General features: G+C 73.5%; 16 protein-coding genes and 1 pseudogene. 8 read left to right on the top strand and 9 right to left on the bottom strand.

The window, feature by feature from the left end; translation table 11 throughout:
* The first annotated feature begins 48 nt into the window (after positions 1–48).
* Positions 49–432: a hypothetical protein gene (locus ACIPFH_RS28910; protein ID WP_401830892.1), complete on the top strand. Its 384-nt coding sequence runs from the start codon at positions 49–51 to the stop codon at positions 430–432.
* A gap of 7 nt (positions 433–439) precedes the next feature.
* Positions 440–706 (top strand): DUF4031 domain-containing protein, encoded by a 267-nt coding sequence (locus tag ACIPFH_RS28905; protein ID WP_401830890.1) that lies wholly within the window; start codon positions 440–442, stop codon positions 704–706.
* Positions 707–717: 11 nt separating this feature from the next.
* Here the strand turns inward: ACIPFH_RS28905 and ACIPFH_RS28900 are convergent.
* Both ACIPFH_RS28900 and ACIPFH_RS28895 read right to left on the bottom strand, forming a co-directional pair.
* Positions 718–1,218 (bottom strand): annotated as a pseudogene (locus ACIPFH_RS28900) (GNAT family N-acetyltransferase); the annotation flags it as partial.
* Positions 1,219–1,229: 11 nt separating this feature from the next.
* Positions 1,230–1,874 carry a hypothetical protein gene (locus ACIPFH_RS28895; RefSeq protein WP_401830888.1) on the bottom strand — a complete coding sequence of 215 codons (645 nt, stop codon included), beginning with the start codon at positions 1,872–1,874 and terminating at the stop codon, positions 1,230–1,232.
* A 140-nt stretch (positions 1,875–2,014) separates the two neighbouring features.
* Here ACIPFH_RS28895 and ACIPFH_RS28890 point away from each other — a divergent pair, with 140 nt between their 5' ends.
* Positions 2,015–2,725, top strand: coding sequence for a copper homeostasis protein CutC (locus ACIPFH_RS28890; protein WP_401830887.1), 711 nt, complete (start codon positions 2,015–2,017; stop codon positions 2,723–2,725).
* A 408-nt stretch (positions 2,726–3,133) separates the two neighbouring features.
* Here ACIPFH_RS28890 and ACIPFH_RS28885 read toward each other — a convergent pair whose 3' ends face one another.
* The gene (locus ACIPFH_RS28885; RefSeq protein ID WP_401830884.1) at positions 3,134–5,194 is read right to left on the bottom strand and encodes a HelD family protein; all 2,061 of its coding nucleotides are present in this window, start codon (positions 5,192–5,194) and stop codon (positions 3,134–3,136) included.
* A gap of 430 nt (positions 5,195–5,624) precedes the next feature.
* Here ACIPFH_RS28885 and ACIPFH_RS28880 point away from each other — a divergent pair, with 430 nt between their 5' ends.
* Entirely contained in the window at positions 5,625–5,807 is a 183-nt protein-coding gene (locus ACIPFH_RS28880; RefSeq protein ID WP_356246467.1) for a hypothetical protein, read from the top strand.
* A 30-nt stretch (positions 5,808–5,837) separates the two neighbouring features.
* Here the strand turns inward: ACIPFH_RS28880 and ACIPFH_RS28875 are convergent, their stop codons facing one another.
* On the bottom strand, positions 5,838–7,484 hold the full coding sequence (locus ACIPFH_RS28875; RefSeq protein ID WP_401830883.1) for a DNA repair helicase XPB: 1,647 nt from the start codon (positions 7,482–7,484) through the stop codon (positions 5,838–5,840).
* Positions 7,485–7,645: 161 nt separating this feature from the next.
* Here ACIPFH_RS28875 and ACIPFH_RS28870 point away from each other — a divergent pair, with 161 nt between their 5' ends.
* Positions 7,646–8,200, top strand: coding sequence for a hypothetical protein (locus ACIPFH_RS28870; protein WP_401830882.1), 555 nt, complete (start codon positions 7,646–7,648; stop codon positions 8,198–8,200).
* Positions 8,201–8,213: 13 nt separating this feature from the next.
* Here ACIPFH_RS28870 and ACIPFH_RS28865 read toward each other — a convergent pair whose 3' ends face one another.
* Positions 8,214–10,871 carry a helicase-associated domain-containing protein gene (locus ACIPFH_RS28865; protein WP_401830879.1) on the bottom strand — a complete coding sequence of 886 codons (2,658 nt, stop codon included), beginning with the start codon at positions 10,869–10,871 and terminating at the stop codon, positions 8,214–8,216.
* Positions 10,872–11,176: 305 nt separating this feature from the next.
* Between ACIPFH_RS28865 and ACIPFH_RS28860 the strand changes: the two genes are divergently transcribed.
* Both ACIPFH_RS28860 and ACIPFH_RS28855 read left to right on the top strand, forming a co-directional pair.
* Complete coding sequence (locus ACIPFH_RS28860; RefSeq protein ID WP_401830877.1) at positions 11,177–12,184, top strand: hypothetical protein; 1,008 nt, start codon at positions 11,177–11,179, stop codon at positions 12,182–12,184.
* Between the two features lie 22 nt (positions 12,185–12,206).
* Positions 12,207–12,854 carry an HAD family hydrolase gene (locus ACIPFH_RS28855; protein ID WP_401830875.1) on the top strand — a complete coding sequence of 216 codons (648 nt, stop codon included), beginning with the start codon at positions 12,207–12,209 and terminating at the stop codon, positions 12,852–12,854.
* On the opposite strand, the gene ACIPFH_RS28850 is transcribed toward ACIPFH_RS28855, so the two are convergent.
* The gene (locus ACIPFH_RS28850) at positions 12,830–13,081 is read right to left on the bottom strand and encodes a hypothetical protein (RefSeq protein ID WP_401830872.1); all 252 of its coding nucleotides are present in this window, start codon (positions 13,079–13,081) and stop codon (positions 12,830–12,832) included. The two genes, ACIPFH_RS28855 and ACIPFH_RS28850, sit on opposite strands and share 25 nt — an antisense overlap.
* 182 nt (positions 13,082–13,263) lie before the next feature.
* Here ACIPFH_RS28850 and ACIPFH_RS28845 point away from each other — a divergent pair, with 182 nt between their 5' ends.
* Positions 13,264–13,647, top strand: a complete 384-nt coding sequence (locus tag ACIPFH_RS28845; protein ID WP_020130260.1) for a cold-shock protein — start codon at positions 13,264–13,266, stop codon at positions 13,645–13,647.
* A 40-nt stretch (positions 13,648–13,687) separates the two neighbouring features.
* Here ACIPFH_RS28845 and ACIPFH_RS28840 read toward each other — a convergent pair whose 3' ends face one another.
* The 3 genes from ACIPFH_RS28840 to ACIPFH_RS28830 are packed head-to-tail and all read right to left on the bottom strand — an operon-like array spanning position 13,688 to position 15,787.
* Positions 13,688–14,566 (bottom strand): 1,4-dihydroxy-6-naphthoate synthase, encoded by an 879-nt coding sequence (locus ACIPFH_RS28840; protein ID WP_401830870.1) that lies wholly within the window; start codon positions 14,564–14,566, stop codon positions 13,688–13,690.
* Complete coding sequence (locus ACIPFH_RS28835) at positions 14,556–15,305, bottom strand: futalosine hydrolase (protein ID WP_401830868.1); 750 nt, start codon at positions 15,303–15,305, stop codon at positions 14,556–14,558. Before ACIPFH_RS28835 ends, ACIPFH_RS28840 begins: the two co-directional genes overlap by 11 nt.
* Positions 15,275–15,787 carry a DUF2771 domain-containing protein gene (locus tag ACIPFH_RS28830; protein ID WP_401830867.1) on the bottom strand — a complete coding sequence of 171 codons (513 nt, stop codon included), beginning with the start codon at positions 15,785–15,787 and terminating at the stop codon, positions 15,275–15,277. Before ACIPFH_RS28830 ends, ACIPFH_RS28835 begins: the two co-directional genes overlap by 31 nt.
* Between the last annotated feature and the right edge of the window lie 77 nt (positions 15,788–15,864).

The following is a 15,864-nucleotide window of genomic DNA, read 5'->3' as shown; positions in this document are numbered from 1 at the left end:
AGCTATTTTCTGTTCGGGCTTCGGGTCAAGCGTGCGCACAATAGGGGCATGGACCCCATCACCCCCCTGGAACAGGCGTTGCACACGGCACGCGCCCTCGTGCTGGCCGATCTGGCCTCGGGCGAGGTCGCCGCGGCGGACGTGGTGTCGCTGGTCGAGGAATCCGTCGTGCAGCGGCGTTGGTGGGTGGAGCAGTGGCCGGACGGTGTGACGTACGTGGCGGGACTGGTCGCGCAGGACGTGCAGGACGCGCTGCTGGAGCGGCACGGGCGCTGGCCCCTGTGCCCGGTCTGCGGCTCGGGCGACCCGCACGCGCTCGAGGTCGAGCCCGAACTCGGTCCCGACCCGCACTGGGTGTGCCACCAGGCCGGCGTGAAGGTCGCGTCGGTGGGTTCCCTGGGGTCGGCCCTGGGAGGGGCGTCGTCCTCATGAGGCTCTCGTGACCGTCTACATCGACCCGCCGGACTGGCCGGGGCACGGCCGTATGTGGTCGCACCTCGTCAGCGATCTCTCGTACGCCGAACTGCACCTCTTCGCCGAGGGCTTGGGCGTCCCGCGGCGCGCCTTCGAGCGGGATCACTACGACATCCCCTCGCATCGGTACGCCGAGGTCGTGGCGGCGGGCGCGGTCCGGGTGAGCAGCCGCGAGGTGGTGCGCCTGCTGACGGCGTCCGGCCTGCGCAGACGCAAGGGCGCCGGGAAGTAGCGACACGGCGATCAGGTCGAGGGCGGGTGGAGTCGGCCGCGCAGTTCGTACGCGTCCTCCGCGTCGCCCTCGCCGACCCTGACGAAACCGGCCCGCTCGAGCACCCCCCGAGAGGGGGCGTTGGCGTGCTCGACGACCGCGAACAGGCGGCGTACGTCGTCCCGCGCCAACGCCCAGCCGGTCAGCGCGCGCAGCGCCTCGGTCGCGTAGCCGTGGCCGCGGGCGGTTTCGACCAGGTCGTAGCCGATCTCCGCGCGGCCGTCCCCGTCCGGAGCCGCGTGGAAGCACATGCTGCCGACGGCCCGGCCGTCCTCCCGCCGCACGAGGACGTAGAGGCCGAACTCCGGCCGGTGCACGCCGGACACGTACGCCCGCACCATCATCCCGGCGGCGTCCCGCGTTCCCTCGAACGGTCCGCCGCCGAGCCACTCGAAGCCTCCGCCGCCGCCCGCCCGCAGTCCGGCCGCGGCGGTGGGCGTGACGCCTTCCAGGGTGAGGCGTTCGGCGGGGATGCGCGGGGTGGTCACGAGGTGAGCAGTTCCAGTTCGCCCCGCAGGTTGTAGCGGGCCGTGGCCTCCCACCGCTCGCTCCCGTACGGCGTCCTGAACAGCCGGGGCAGGTCGAGGAGTCGGCCCAGGATGTCCGCCCGGCCGGCCCGGAAGGCGTCGCTGGGCACGAAGTGGTACTCCTCGCGGACGGCGGCGGTGTAGGCGGCGTACGCGGTGGGCGGCGCGCCGAGGATCGCCAGGTCGGCGTCGCACAGGACCTGGCCGTCGAGGTCGTCGTCGGCCGGGTCGTGGGTGTCGGTGAGCCGGACGAGCCTCGCGACCTCGGCGGTCCGCTCCGGCGGGACCCCGGCCTCGGGCAGGGCGCGCTCGGCGAGGCGGGCGGAGCGCTCCTCGTTCTCGGAGCGGTCGGGCAGGTAGACGGCGTCGTGGAACCAGGCGGCCAGCCGGACGACGTCCGGGTCGGCGGCGTACTCGGCGAGGACGTCGACGCGGTCGAGGACCTCGGTGAGGTGCGTGAGCGTGTGGTAGCGGCGCTGCGGCTCCTGCCAGCGGGCGAGGAGGTCGTCGGCGTACGGCGCCGGGTCGGGGCCGCCGGCCGGGCCCCGGGTTCGGTCCAGGGTGTGGCTGAAACGGGTGCGCAGGGCGTCGAGATCGGCCATGACCCCATTGTCGCGCGTACGGACCGGTTCTCCGGCGTATTCTTGAATTGGACTAGACCTGTAGTCGCCCGATGAAGCCGACGCAGCCGATGTTGCCGATGTGACCGATGAACGCGAGTAACGCCGACGAATGGGGTGCCATGAGCAAGCGTGCAGTTCTGGAGGTGATCGCCCTCGATGCCGAGGACGCGGTCGCCGCCCAGGCCGGAGGCGCGGACCGCCTCGAGCTGGTCACCGACATGGCCGCCGACGGGCTCACCCCGCCGGTCGCGGTCTTCGCCGGGATCCGGGCCGCCGTGGATCTCTCCCTGCGCGTGATGCTGAGGCGCTCCGACGGCTTCGCGGCGGGAACCGCGCAGGACGTCGCCTCCCTCGTACGGCTCGCCGGCGAGCTGCGGACGGCCGGCGCGGAGGAGTTCGTGCTCGGGTTCCTCGACGCCGAGGGCGGAGTGGACCTGGCCGCGGTGGAGCGGGTCGTCGCCGAGCTGGACGGCTGCCGCTGGACCTTCCACCGCGCCCTCGACCACGCCGGCGACCGCGATGCCCTGCGCAAGCAGCTGGACGGTCTGCCCGGACTGGACACCTACCTCACGGCCGGTTCCGCCACCGGCGTCGACACCGGCCTGCCCACCCTCCTCGCGGAGGCGGCACGGCAGGGGGAGCAGGGCTACGAGCAGCAGCTCCTCGTGGGCGGCGGCCTGCGCCTCGACCATGTGCCGGTGCTGAGGGCCGGCGGCATCGACGCCTTCCACATCGGCGGCGCGGCCCGCCCCGACGGCTGGACCGGCCCGGTGTCGGCGCAGGCCGTGGCGCAATGGCGACGAGCCGTGGACGCCGAACGGACCGAGTAGCCCGCCCGCCGACGGTCGGCCCGGCTCGGGCGGCGGCCCGTCCGCCGAGGGTCGGCCCGGCTCGGGTGGCGGCCCGCCCGCCGACCCGTCGGCCCGGCTGGGGTGGCGGCAGCGGCCGTGCGGGTCAGGCCAGTTGGGGTGGCAGCGCGCCCGCCGAGGGTCGGCCCGGCTCGGGTGGCGGCCCGCCCGCCGACCCGTCGGCCCGGCTGGGGTGGCGGCAGCGGCCGTGTGGGTCAGGCCGGCGGGTCGGCCCGGCTGGGGTGGTAGCGCGGTCGTGTGGGTCAGGCCAGTTGGGGTGGCAGCGCGCCCGCCGACGGTCGGCCCGGCTCGGGTGGCGGCCCGCCAGCCGACCCGTCGGCCCGGCTGGGCGGGCGAGCGGCGCACCGGGTGGCAGCGTGGTCGTGTGGGTCAGGCCAGTTGGGGTGGCAGCGCGGCCGCGTGGGTCACGATCAGGCCCGATACCGCTCGGGTCAGTGCCACGTAGAGCCGGCGCAGGCCTGTCCGTTCGTCCGGTTCGCCGTCGACCACCGCCCGGGGTTCGTCCAGGACGACGTAGTCGTACTCCAGGCCCTTGGCCAGGGAGGCCGGGACCAGGGTGAGGCGGGTCTCGGCCGTCGTCTCCTCGCCGGGGGACAGATGGCCGACGCCCGCCGCGGCCAGCGCTTCGGCCAGTGCCGGGATCCGGGCGTCGGCCGCGATCAGGCCCGTCGAGCCCTCGTTGCGCAGCAACTCCTCGCAGGCGGCCACGACGTCGGCGTCACCGGCGGCCGGCCGGAGGTCGAAGAAGCCGGGGTTCTCACGGACCGACGCGACGGGCGTGAGGCCCGGTGCGATGTGCGGGAGCAGACGGGAGGCGTAGGTGATGACGTCCGTCGGCACGCGGAAACCGGCCGTCAGTTCCTCGATCACCGCGTCCGCCTTGCCGAGGTGACCGAGGGCCTCCTCCCAGCTCCGGGTCGCCCAGGGGGTGGTGCCCTGCGCCAGGTCGCCCAGCACGGTCGCCGACCCCGTGGTGCAGCGGCGGCCGACCGCCCGGTACTGCATGGGGGACAGGTCCTGCGCCTCGTCCAGGACCACATGGCCGAGCGAGTGCGTGCGCTCGACGATGTCGGTCGCCTCGTCGATCAGCACCGCGTCCGCCGCCGACCACCTGGCCGACTTCACGGACCGCACCGGCTTCGCCCACAGGATCGTCTTCTGCTCGTCCTCGCTCAGCACGCCCGCCGCGTGCTCCGCCAGGAACTCCCCGTCCGTGAGCAGCCGGAGCACCAGCTTCGCCGGATCGACGACCGGCCAGACCGCCTTCACGGCCGCCTTCACCGCGCTGTTGCGGGCGACGGCGTCCTGGACCCGGTCGTCAGGCGCCTCGCCCGAGCGTTCCATCTGCACCAGGATCGCGTGCGCGATGCGCTGCGGCAGGGCCTCGCGGGCGGCGCCGTAGCGGATGTCCCGGTCCAGCAACTCGCGGACCATCTCCTCCAGTTCGTACGCGGGCAGCCGCCACCGACGGGAGCCGCGCACGACGACGAGGGGTTCGCCCGGCATGGTGACGTGCGAGCGGACGGCCCGCCGCAGCACCTTCGCCATCCTCGCGTCCCCCTTGACGATCGCCGCCGCCGCCTCGTCCGTGCCCCGCACCTCCACATGGGCCACCAGGTCGTCGACCGTGCCCTGGCGGACCGTCAACTCACCCAGTGCGGGCAGCACTTGCTCGATGTAGTGGAGGAAGGACCTGTTCGGCCCGATGACCAGCGTGCCGGTGCGGGCGAGCCGCTCGCGGTGGGCGTAGAGCAGATAGGCCACCCGGTGCAGACCGACTGCCGTCTTCCCGGTGCCAGGCCCTCCCTGGACACAGACCGTCCCGCCCAGCCCGCTGCGCACGATCTCGTCCTGCTCGGGCTGGATGGTCGCGACGATGTCGCGCATCGGTCCGACACGCGGCCGCTCGATCTCCCGCTGGAGCAGCTTGCTGGTCCGCGCCGTCTCGGCCGGGTCCGAGAGATGCTCGTCCTCGTACGCGGTGAGGTCGCCGCCGGTGTAACCGAAGCGGCGGCGCAGCCCGACGTCCATCGGGTCCTTCTTCGAGGCCCGGTAGAACGGCTGGGAGACCGGCGCACGCCAGTCGATCACCATCGGATCGCCGTCGCCGTCGTGCACATGCCTACGTCCGATGTAGAACTGTTCCCCCTCCGCGCCCTCCGCCCGATCGGCGCCCGGGGCGTGCAGGTAGTCGAGCCGGCCGAAGAACAACGGGGTGTGGCTGAGGTCGGCGAGCGCCTTGATGCGCTCCCCGATCTGGCGCTCCAGGATCTGGGCGTTGACCCAGTTCGCGGTGACGTCACTGATGTCGAGCGCCTCGACGTCCTCGCGCATGGCCCGCAGGGCGCCCCGGGAGGAGGCGAGGTGGGCGCGTTCGCGGGCGAGCGGATCGTCGTCGACAGGCGTGGACGGTGTGGACGGCGTGGACAAGGGGGTGCCTCCGGGCCGGCTGAGGGGGGCGCTGCGGTGAGGCCGTCCGGTTTCCGTCCGGACAGCGGCACTCCGGGAAGGGAGGCGGGCAAGAGCGGAGATTGTAGGTGAACGGGGGAGGCGTGTGCCAACGCATTTACCCCGGCGACCCCGGCGACCCTGGTGCGGGGGTGCGGGGGTGCGGGGGTGCGGGGGTGCGGGGGTGCGGGGGTGCGGGGGTGCGGGGGTGCGGGGGTGCGGGGGTGCGGGGGTGCGGGGGTGCGAGTCCGGTACGTACGGGACGTACGGGTGCCCGCGGATCCCTCCCACCCTGAGGGCGGGCTCTCCGTCCCGTAGGGGAGACCCCCCTCCGCAGGGGTACCCGAGGAGTAGGCCGAACGGGGACCTGGGACCGATGCCCCCTTTACCCCTTGGATCCCATCATGGAGACATGAGTGCAGCGACCTTCACCCCGGCCCCCGGTCGCCCGTCCGGCGCGACCTCCCTGTCCGGTACGCACCGCCACCGCCTCGGCGACGCCCTGCGCGCCATGAAGGTGTTCGCGGGCGCCGCCTTCGACGTGATCATCCTCGGCGAGTACGGAGAGGAAGCCGGAGTCCGCCGCCGCAGGTGACTCCACCGCCGCGGTCGGCCCCGGGGGGACTCAGGCGCCCTCCGCCAGCAGCTCGTCCGCGTCCATGATCCGGTACGCGTAACCCTGTTCCGCCAGGAAGCGCTGGCGGTGCGCCGCGAAGTCCTGGTCGAGGGTGTCCCGTGCCACCACCGAGTAGAAGTGGGCCTGGTGGCCGTCCGCCTTGGGGCGCAGGACACGGCCGAGGCGCTGGGCCTCCTCCTGACGGGAGCCGAAGGTGCCCGAGACCTGGACGGCGACCGTCGCCTCAGGCAGGTCGATCGAGAAGTTCGCGACCTTGGACACCACCAGCACGCTGATCTCGCCCTCCCGGAAGGCGTTGAACAGCTTCTCGCGCTGGGCGTTCGAGGTCTCGCCCTTGATCACCGGCGCGCCGAGGTGCTCGCCCAGCTCGTCCAGCTGGTCGATGTACTGGCCGATGACGAGGATCTGCTGCCCCGCGAAGCGGCGGACGATCGCCTCCGTCACCTTCCGCTTCGTCGCCGTCGTCGCGCAGAAGCGGTACTTCTCCTCCGCCTCGGCCGTCGCGTACGCCAGCCGCTCGGAGTCCGTCAGGTTGACCCGGACCTCGACGCAGTCCGCGGGCGCGATGTAGCCCTGCGCCTCGATCTCCTTCCACGGCGCGTCGAAGCGCTTCGGCCCGATCAGGGAGAACACGTCCGACTCACGGCCGTCCTCGCGGACCAGGGTCGCGGTCAGACCGAGACGCCGACGGGCCTGGAGATCCGCCGTGAACTTGAAGACCGGCGCCGGCAGCAGGTGCACCTCGTCGTAGAGGATGAGCCCCCAGTCCCGGGAGTCGAACAGCTCCAGGTGCGGGTAGACGCCCTTCCGGCGGGTCGTCAGCACCTGGTAGGTGGCGATGGTGACCGGCCGGATCTCCTTCCTGGTCCCGCTGTACTCGCCGATCTCCTCCTCGGTCAGCGACGTCCGCTTCACCAGCTCGTGCTTCCACTGCCGCGCGGAGACCGTGTTGGTGACGAGGATCAGCGTCGTCGACTTCGCCTGGGCCATCGCCCCGGCGCCGACGAGGGTCTTGCCCGCACCGCAGGGCAGGACCACGACGCCGCTGCCGCCGTGCCAGAAGTTCTCCACCGCCTGCTTCTGGTACGGCCTGAGCGCCCAGCCGTCCTCGGCCAGCTCGATCGGGTGCGCCTCGCCGTCGACGTACCCCGCGAGGTCCTCGGCCGGCCAGCCCAGCTTCAGCAGCGTCTGCTTGATCTGTCCCCGCTCGGAGGGGTGCACGGCGACGCTGTCCGGGTCGATCCGGACGCCGACGAGCGGAGCGACCCGCTTGGAGCGCAGGATCTCCTCCAGCACCGGCCGGTCGGTGGTGGTGAGCACGAGCCCGTGTGCGGGGTGCTTGCTCAGGGTCAGACGGCCGTAGCGGTCCATCGTCTCGGCGATGTCGACGAGCAGCGCGTGCGGCACCGGGTAGCGGCTGTACTGCACGAGCGCGTCCACCACCTGCTCGGCGTCGTGCCCGGCCGCCCGGGCGTTCCACAGGCCCAGCGGGGTCAGCCGGTAGGTGTGGATGTGCTCCGGCGCCCGCTCCAGTTCCGCGAACGGCGCGATGGCACGACGGCAGTCGTCCGCCTGCTCATGGTCGACCTCCAGGAGCAGAGTCTTGTCCGACTGGACGATCAGCGGTCCGTTCACGTACGCCATCCCTTCCGCACGGGCCAAACCTCCAGTGTGCCGTACGCCGTGCCGTTACGGCGGCCCGCTTCTTCCCGGCGACGCTGAGCAACCCTGTCCACCTTTCGCGTGTCTGACCGGGGGAGCAGCGCGATGGGCGCGACGCGGTGGGGAGTCACGGTATGTCGGTCCTGTCGTTCCGCAGAGGCGCGGTCGGCGTGGGAGCCGCGGCGGTGCTGGCGGCCACGGGTACCTGGGTCATGTGGCCGGCGGACATCGACGGGCGGCTGTGGGGCGAGGTGCGGCCGGTGATCGAGGCCAGGATCGCGGCGGAGTCGCGGGGGAGCGGCTACGGCGAGAGCGTGCCCGCGCTCGAGGCGCGCTGGTTCTGCCGGGCGGAGGCGCTCGAGCTGGAGGAGCACGGGGGCGAGGTGCGGGCCGGCGTCAACACGCTGTGCGTCGAGTACGGGGTGCAGGGCGACAACCTGGTGGAATGCGGGGCCGGGCAGTACCCGCAGGTGGTGCGGCTGGAGCGGGACGACGCGGCCGCCGGGGGCTACCGGGTCGTGGCCCGGGAGGAGCCGCCGGACGGCGACGGCTACGGGCGGTGGACGGAGTCCCACTTCGGCGTCTTCACCCGGCCCGCCCTCCAGGACCCGATGTCGTCCCGCACCCTGGAGGCCACGGCCCGCGCCCACTTCGGCCTGCCGGCGGACGCCGGCGTCGGGGAGTGCTGAACGGCCGGCGCGGTCAGTCCTCCGCCAGTTCCGCCACGCCCGTGATCCGGTGCAGCGGGTAGGTGCGGACCTCGTCGGCCGTGTGGTCGTAGGCCGTGACGAAGCCGCCCTCCACCCGGACCGGGGCGATGACGTGCTGGCTGGCGGTGCCCTCGGCGTTGACGTAGCCGATCCACAGGGCCTCGCCGGTGAGGACGGCGGCCTGCATGGTGGCGAGGGTCTCGGCGGAGCTGGTCCGGGGGAGTTCGCCCGCGGCGAGCGGGGCGGCGTCCTCCGTCGGTTTGCGGGGGGTCGTCGCGGCCAGGTCACCGGCCCGGATCGCGCGGATCGCCGCGGTGAGCAGGGTGGTGTCGGGCACCGGCGGGCCGTCCGGCACCGGCTCCGGAGCCGTGCGCGGCGGGGTGCGGTGGGCGTGGGCGCGGGTGATCAGGACATCCCCCTCGGCGGACTCGGCGGCGGGCGCGAAGCCCATCGCCCGCAGACCGTCGAGGAGGGTCGCCGGGTCGGCCTGGGCCGCGAGCACGGTGGGGGCCAGTCGGCGCAGGCGCAGTGCGGCGGCGCGCTTGTCGGCGAGGATCTCGTTCAGCAGGGCGTCGTCGTCGCAGCGGACGTAGGCCGAGGCCGCGCCCACCCGTAGATGGCCGTGCCGGCGGGCCACGTCGTCGATCAGGTAGGCCAGCGGCTGCGGCACCGGCGTACGGGAGTGCTCGGTGAGGAAGGCGTGCAGGTCGGAGGCGCTGCGGCCGGCGTCCAGAGCTCGTCGCACCGAGCCGGGCGTGAAGCGGTAGACGGTCGCGCCGCCCTTGGACTCGACGTCCGCGAGGACGCTCAGCACATCGGCCAGCGGGCGTCGCAGCGGACCGGGGGCGACGGCGGTCAGATCGGCCTGGAGCAGGACGTGGTCCAGGGGCTCGGGGAGGAGCGGGGTGAGCAGACGGGCGGCGGCCGCGGTGGCCACGGCCTGCTCCGGAGGCGAGAGAGGCGCGGCCCGGTGTCCCGGGGCGGCCGGGCGGTGGTGCGCGGGCAGCTTGTCGCCGGGACCGGTCGGGACGGCCGGTGCGTCGGTGGTGGCGGCGGTGGCGGCCGGTTTCGCCGCGGGCCACGCCCCGAGCAGGGCCCGCCCGTGCGACGACAGCGCGCCCCGGCCGGTCACGCCCAGGAGTTCGGCCTCCGTCAGGGTCCAGCGGGCCAGCCGGGAGCGCAGGTCGTCGTCGCCCTGAACACCCTGAGCGCCCTGGCCCTGAGCACCCTGGGTACCGGAACCCTGAGGACTCTGCGGGCCGGGCTGCGCCTGCGGGTTGTGCTGACCCTGCGGTCCGCGCAGCGGGCGCTCCCAGCGCAGCCGGGCCAGCACCGTCCCGGCGTCCGGCGCCGCGCCCTCGGGCAGCCCGGCCAGCAGGGTCAGCACCCGGTGGCGCACCTCGGGCGCGGCGGACCGGTCCAGGCCCGGCCCCAGCGCCGCCAGCGCCCGCTCCTTGAGATCCCGGCCGCCGACCACCCCGGACGTCCGGGTCGCCGCCAGCCACGCCTGCGCGAGCTGCGCCCACCGGTCGGCGGGAGGCCGCTCCAGCCACTCGTCGTACTCCGGGGTCGCCGCGTACCGCTCGTCGGCCTCCCCGTCGGAGGCGAGCAGCCCGGCCGCGTACGTCAACTCGACCCAGAACGCGGCCATCGGCTCGGACACATCGAGGGCGACGGCCGTCCGCTTGAGGTCGCGCACGCTCAGCCCACCGGCCCGCAGGACGGCGGGGCCACCCTCGTGCCAGTCCTTCAGCAGCTCCTCCACGGTCGTCAACGCCGTGTACGCCTGCCCGGCCGCCGTCGCGTCCACCACCTGAGGACGGTGCGCGACGGTCGCCTCGACGGCGGGCGGCACGGGTTCGGGCGTGCGGTGGGCCCGGCCCTCGCGCAGATGCAGGGCGACCTCGCGGGGCAGTACGACGGTCCCGGGCGCCGTCGGCAGCAGCAGCCCGCGGTCGAGCAGCCAGCGCAGCCGCGCCGCCGGGTCGGCCGTGACCTGCCCGTACGGAGGCCCCCACATCAGCCGCTTCAGGACGTCGACGGAGTCGGCGGGCGCCTTCGCGAGCAGCGCCGTCATCTTCTTGCGGTGGGTGAACAGGGAGGTGAGCGCACCGACGGCCGACACCGAGTCGTGCGTGGACGGCAGTCCGGCCGCCGCCACCAGCTCCTGGATCCGGCCCGGTGACATGCCCGCCGTGGCCTCCCGCACGCTCGGCCCGAGCCCCGTCGGGGACGGGTGCTGCGCGGACGGCGCGAGCAGTTCACGGGCGGTGCGCACGAGGCGGAGGCTGCCTTCGTCACCCCAGACCAGGGCCTGTTCCCGCAGGGCCGCCAGGGCGCCGGGCAGCGCGTCGGCGACGGCCGGGTCGCGCGCGTCGCCCGCCATCAGCCCGAGCAGCTCGTCGTACGTCGCCGGGTCGCCTGCCACGGCCAGCGCCTCCGCGGTCTGGAGGGCGAACCGGTCGAGCCGTTCCAGCGCGCGGACGACGGAGGCACGGGTGCCGGCCCGGGTGGCGAGCTGGGTGAGGTCGGTGGGGACCGGGGTGATGAGGTCGGGGCGGGCGCGCAGCAGCGCGGCCAGGGAAGCGTCGTCCCGGGCGCGGAGCGCTGCCGCTAGGGAGCGGGGGGCCCGCTGGTCCTCGGTGCTCATCTTGCCCACGGTAGCGGTTGGCGCCCCCTGGGGGCTGCGCCCCCGGACCCCGCTTCGGCCCCGAAAGGGCCTCGTCCTCAAACGCCGGACGGGCTGGATGATGCGCACCGGCGCTCGATCGCCGCCGCTCCCGGACCCCGGATGATGCGTGCCGGGGCTCGATCGCCGCCGTCCCGGATCTCCCGCGTCGGTCCTTGGCGGGGGCTCGTCCTCACCTGCCGGACGGGAGGAGTGACTCAGGCCGGTGCACGATCGCTGACGGTGCATGGGCTGGTCTGTGCCGGCCTGCGCGGTAGCGTCTTCCCGTGGGGATCGAGAGCGACCAAGTCGTCTACGAGTATCTGAGCCGGGTCGGGGACGTCGCGCAGCAGCGACAGTTGTCGTCGGCCACGCGGATGCGGCTCGTCTCCGAGCTGCGCAACGAGATCGACCGGCGCCGGGCGAAGGCCGCCGTCGACTCTCCCGCCGCCGTCCGCCGCATCATCGACCGTCTCGGCAGCCCCGACGACATCGTGGCCGCCGCGGCCGAACGCGGCGGTGTCGCGCCGCAGCCGCAGCCGCCTGCGCCCTCCGTGCCCGCGCAACGCGACCGCGAGGAGGAGCAGGAGCGGCCGAAGGGGATCCGGCGGGTCGTGCCGCGGCCGCGGACCGGCGCGCCGCCCCCCGCCGCCACCCCCTCCGACGTGGCCTCCCCGCCGCACCGCGCGCCCCTGCACGAGCTGGGCGACAGCCGTGAGACGCCCGACTGGTGGCTGAACGAGCCGACCCCGCTGGGCATCGGCGAGGACGTGCCCGGGTTCGTCGGCGGCGTGGAGATCCCGGACCTGCTCAAGCCGCCGCGGCCCAGGAAACTCGAGGAGGAGGGGGCGGACGGGGAGGAGGAGGCCGACGGGGAACCGGGTGAGGACGGGGACGGCGGCCGGCCGCGCCGCCGCCGGCTCCGCCTCCTTCGGCGCTCGCCCTCCGGTGAGCGGGCCCGCTGGAGCAACCCCCTGCTGCTGCTCGCCGCCGGCTGTCTCGTCGTCGGCGCGGTGCTCGGGAACTGGTTCGGGCTGATCCTGGGGTGGCTCATCGCCTACGCCTCGCGCCGGCTGACCGAGCGGGAGACGAAGTTCGCCGTCATGGGGCTGCCGGGGCTCGCGCTCACGGCCGGGCTCGTCTGGCTGTGGGGGCGGTCCGAGGGGCGCTGGGGCGATCCCGTCGCCGAGGGGCACATGAACGACGCCATCGCCCAGACCTGGCCGTGGGTGATCCGGGGCGCGGCCGTGGCGTCGGCGCTGTTCCTGGTCTGGCGGTCACAAAAACCGAGGTAGGGAGGTCGTACCGCCCGGCAGAATGGGCCGCATGACGTCACCAGTGCTCACCGTCGGCTTCGACCTCGACATGACCCTCATCGACTCCCGGCCCGGCATCCGCGCGACGTATGTGGCGCTCGCCGAGCGGACGGGGACGTACATCGACGCCGACCTGGTGGTCACCCGGCTCGGGCCGCCGCCGGAGACCGAGCTGGCCCACTGGTACCCGGCGGAGCGGGTCCCGGCCATCGCCGACCTGTACCGCTCGCTGTACCCCGAGCACGGCGTCGCCGGCGCGACCGCGCTGCCCGGCGCCCGCGAGTCGATCGCGGCGGTGCGGGCGGCCGGCGGGCGGGCGATCATCGTCACCGCCAAGCACCAGCCCAACGCCGAGCTCCAGGTGGAGCATCTGCGCCTCGGCCCCGACGCGGTCATCGGAAACCTGTGGGCCGAGCAGAAGGCGCAGGCGCTGCGCGAGCACGGCGCGAGCGTCTACGTCGGCGACCACGTGGGCGACATACGCGGCGCGCGTGCCGCGGGCGCGCTGTCGGTCACCGTGCCGACCGGGCCGATCGGTGCGGAGGAACTGCGGACGGCCGGTGCGGATGTCGTGCTCACCGACCTCACCGCGTTCCCCGAGTGGCTCACCGGCCACCTCGAGGCCTACCGCGCCGCGCCCCGCGCCTGACGCCGGCCCGCGGCGACCGCCCGCAGGACGCCGGCGCCCGCGATGAGGAATCCGACGCCCATGAGCATGCTCAATCCGAACATGTACGTCGGAAAAGGCGACGTGTCGAAGAAGAGTGGGGCGACCGTGACCAGTGTGGCCACGGCACCGACGAAGAACACGATGGCGCCGGTACGGATCAGTCGGTCACCGGGAGCGGCGGAATTCGTTTGGGTTTTGTCACGCACCGGACCAGGGTAGTTCCCTGCGCGAAGGAACAACCGGGGGACGTCTTGTCACCGGCCCGAAGACCACTAGCCTTGGTTCCGGCGGGTCGTGGTCGACCCGCCCGAGTGCTATCAAGAGCCGTTCAGAGCTGTTTCGGAGTTGGCGAAGCAGCTTTCCGACGAGTACGAGGACGAGGACAGACGTGCCTACCGGCAAGGTCAAATGGTTCAACAGCGAGAAGGGCTTCGGCTTCCTCTCCCGCGACGACGGCGGTGACGTCTTCGTCCATTCCTCCGTCCTGCCTGCCGGAGTCGAGGCACTGAAGCCCGGCCAGCGAGTGGAGTTCGGCGTCGTCGCCGGGCAGCGCGGCGACCAGGCGCTCTCCGTCGTCATTCTCGACCCGACCCCGTCGGTCGCCGCCGCACAGCGCAAGAAGCCCGACGAACTGGCCTCCATCGTCCAGGACCTGACCACCCTCCTCGAGAACATCACGCCGATGCTCGAGAAGGGCCGTTACCCGGAGAAGACCTCCGGCAAGCAGATCGCCGGTCTCCTGCGGGCGGTCGCCGACCAGTTGGACGTCTGACCCGAACCCGCCGACGGAAAACCGGTATCCGTCGACGGTGTCACGGGAAATCGAGCGCACCCGGGCCGAGGGGCGGCAACAGCCCCTCGGCCGCCGCACGCGTCAGCAATCCCCGCACCGCCGCATAGCCGTCCTCGCCCAGGTCCGCCGTGAATTCGTTGACGTACAGACCGATGTGCTGGTCGGCGACGGACGGATCCATTTCCTGAGCGTGTTCCATGACGTAAGGGCGGGAGACCTCGGGAGCGTCCCAGGCGGCGCGTACGGAGGCGCGGATCGAGTCCGCGAGCAGGGTGAGGGTGCGGGTGCCCAGTGAGCGCTTGGCGATGATCGCGCCGAGCGGGATCGGCAGGCCGGTCGTGGACTCCCAGTGCTCGCCCAGGTCCGCGAGCTTGTGCAGACCGTAGTCGCGGTAGGTGAAGCGAGCCTCGTGGATCACCAGCCCCGCGTCGACCTTTCCGTCCCGCACCGCCGGCATGATCTCGTGGAACGGCATGACCACGATCTCACCGACGCCCCCCGGGACCTGCTCCGCCGCCCAGAGCCGGAACAGCAGATACGCCGTCGACCTCTCGCTCGGCACGGCGACCGTGCGCCCGGTCGGCGCCCCACCGCCGAGGGCGTGGGAGGCGCCCTCGGCCGCGGCCTCCCGGGTCAGCACCAGCGGGCCGCAGCCCCGGCCCAGCGCGCCTCCGCACGGCAGCAGCGTGTACTCGTCGAGGACGTACGGCAGCACGGCGTACGACACCTTCAGCGCGTCGAACTCGCCGCGCTCGGCCATGCCGTTGGTGATGTCGATGTCCGCGAACGACACGTCGAGCCCGGGTGCGTCCGGGACGCGGCCGTGGGCGAGGGCGTCGAAGACGAAGGTGTCGTTGGGGCAGGGCGAGTACGCGATCTTCAGATCGTCACCGGTCATGTCGGTTCCAACTCTCCAGGACGGGGGTGAGCTTCCCGAAGGCCGTGGTCAGGGCGGCGAGCGCCGCGCCGATGCGCCAGGCGTCGCGGTCGCGCGGTCCGACGGGGTTGGAGACCGCGCGGATCTCCAGCACGGGCACGCCGTGCGCGGCGGCGGCCTCGGCGACCCCGAAGCCCTCCATCGCCTCGGCGAGGGCGCGCGGATGGAGCTCGCGCAGGACGGCGGCCCGGGCGGCGGTGCCGGTGACCGTCGAGACGGTCAGGACGACGCCGATACGGGCCCCGGTGGCGGCCGCGGTCTCTCGTACGAGGGACTCGGGCGGACGGTGGGTGACGGTGCCGAAGCCCAGCTCGGTGACGGGCAGGAAGCCCTCGGCGGTCTCGGCGCCCAGGTCGGCGGCGGTGATCTCGTCGGCGAGGACCAGGGAACCCACGGGGGCGGCGGGCGCGAAGCCGCCGGCGATGCCCGTCGAGACGACGAGGCCGTAGGGGACGTCCTTCAGCGCGGCCGCCGTGAGGGCGGCGGAGACGGAGGCGGCGGCCAGGGCCGGGCCGACCCCGGCGGCGAGGAGGTCGTGGAGCCCGCTCGTGCGGTGCAGGGTGACACCCGGCAGGCGCACCTCACGGCCGGGTCCGGGCAGCGCCCGAGCCACCGCGTCCCGTTCGGCGGGGACCGCGGTGGCCACGAGGACACGGGTGCGGGACGTGGTCAGTCGTCCTTCTTGAGCTTGAACGACCACAGGCCCGTCACCGACTGGCTGTCCTTCTTCCCGTCGCCGGCCTTGATGGAGACGAGGGTGGAGTCGCCCTGGGCGCCGTACTGGGCGTTGAAGAACACGCTGCCCGGGATGGTGCGGTACGTCTTGTCGCTGTCCTCGGTGAGCGGCTGACCGTTCATCAGGATCGTCCAGCGCTTGTCGGCCACGTCGGGGTCGACGCCGAAGCGGACGGTCTCGTCCGGGTCGACGGTGATCGACTCGATGTCCTTGTCCGCGAGGCACTTGGTCAGCGCGGCGGCCTGGAGGGTCTTGCCGTCCCCGCCGCAGGTGGCCTCGGCGCTGACCGAGTCGCGGCCGACGGTGATCGTGGACAGCGGGGTCGGCTTGTCGCAGGCCGACAGGACGAGCAGTCCGGCGGAAACGGCGCCGACGGCGGCGACGACGCGGCGGCGTCGCACAACGCCAGGTACATCAGCGGCTCCGCCGCGGGGCATCGTGGTCATGGCCGAAGGCTATCGGGCACGCCCGGCGGTCCCTCTACGTGGGGTGCGGCGTGGCTGTGTGTCCCGCCACACGGTTA

The sequence above is a fragment of the Streptomyces sp. NPDC088157 genome, from assembly GCF_044741545.1.
Classification (GTDB): Bacteria; Actinomycetota; Actinomycetes; order Streptomycetales; family Streptomycetaceae; genus Streptomyces.
This window is presented reverse-complemented; position numbering and strand designations above follow the sequence as displayed.

Bases quoted from the DNA above. Each gene is read 5' to 3' on its own strand.
- ACIPFH_RS28895 (WP_401830888.1), bottom strand. From the start codon at position 1,874: ATGGCCGATCTCGACGCCCTGCGCACCCGTTTCAGCCACACCCTGGAC.
- ACIPFH_RS28840 (WP_401830870.1), bottom strand. From the start codon at position 14,566: ATGACCGGTGACGATCTGAAGATCGCGTACTCGCCCTGCCCCAACGAC.
- ACIPFH_RS28870 (WP_401830882.1), top strand. From the start codon at position 7,646: ATGTCGGTCCTGTCGTTCCGCAGAGGCGCGGTCGGCGTGGGAGCCGCG.
- ACIPFH_RS28910 (WP_401830892.1), top strand. From the start codon at position 49: ATGGACCCCATCACCCCCCTGGAACAGGCGTTGCACACGGCACGCGCC.
- ACIPFH_RS28865 (WP_401830879.1), bottom strand. From the start codon at position 10,871: ATGAGCACCGAGGACCAGCGGGCCCCCCGCTCCCTAGCGGCAGCGCTC.
- ACIPFH_RS28855 (WP_401830875.1), top strand. From the start codon at position 12,207: ATGGGCCGCATGACGTCACCAGTGCTCACCGTCGGCTTCGACCTCGAC.
- ACIPFH_RS28880 (WP_356246467.1), top strand. From the start codon at position 5,625: ATGAGTGCAGCGACCTTCACCCCGGCCCCCGGTCGCCCGTCCGGCGCG.
- ACIPFH_RS28830 (WP_401830867.1), bottom strand. From the start codon at position 15,787: ATGACCACGATGCCCCGCGGCGGAGCCGCTGATGTACCTGGCGTTGTG.
- ACIPFH_RS28890 (WP_401830887.1), top strand. From the start codon at position 2,015: ATGAGCAAGCGTGCAGTTCTGGAGGTGATCGCCCTCGATGCCGAGGAC.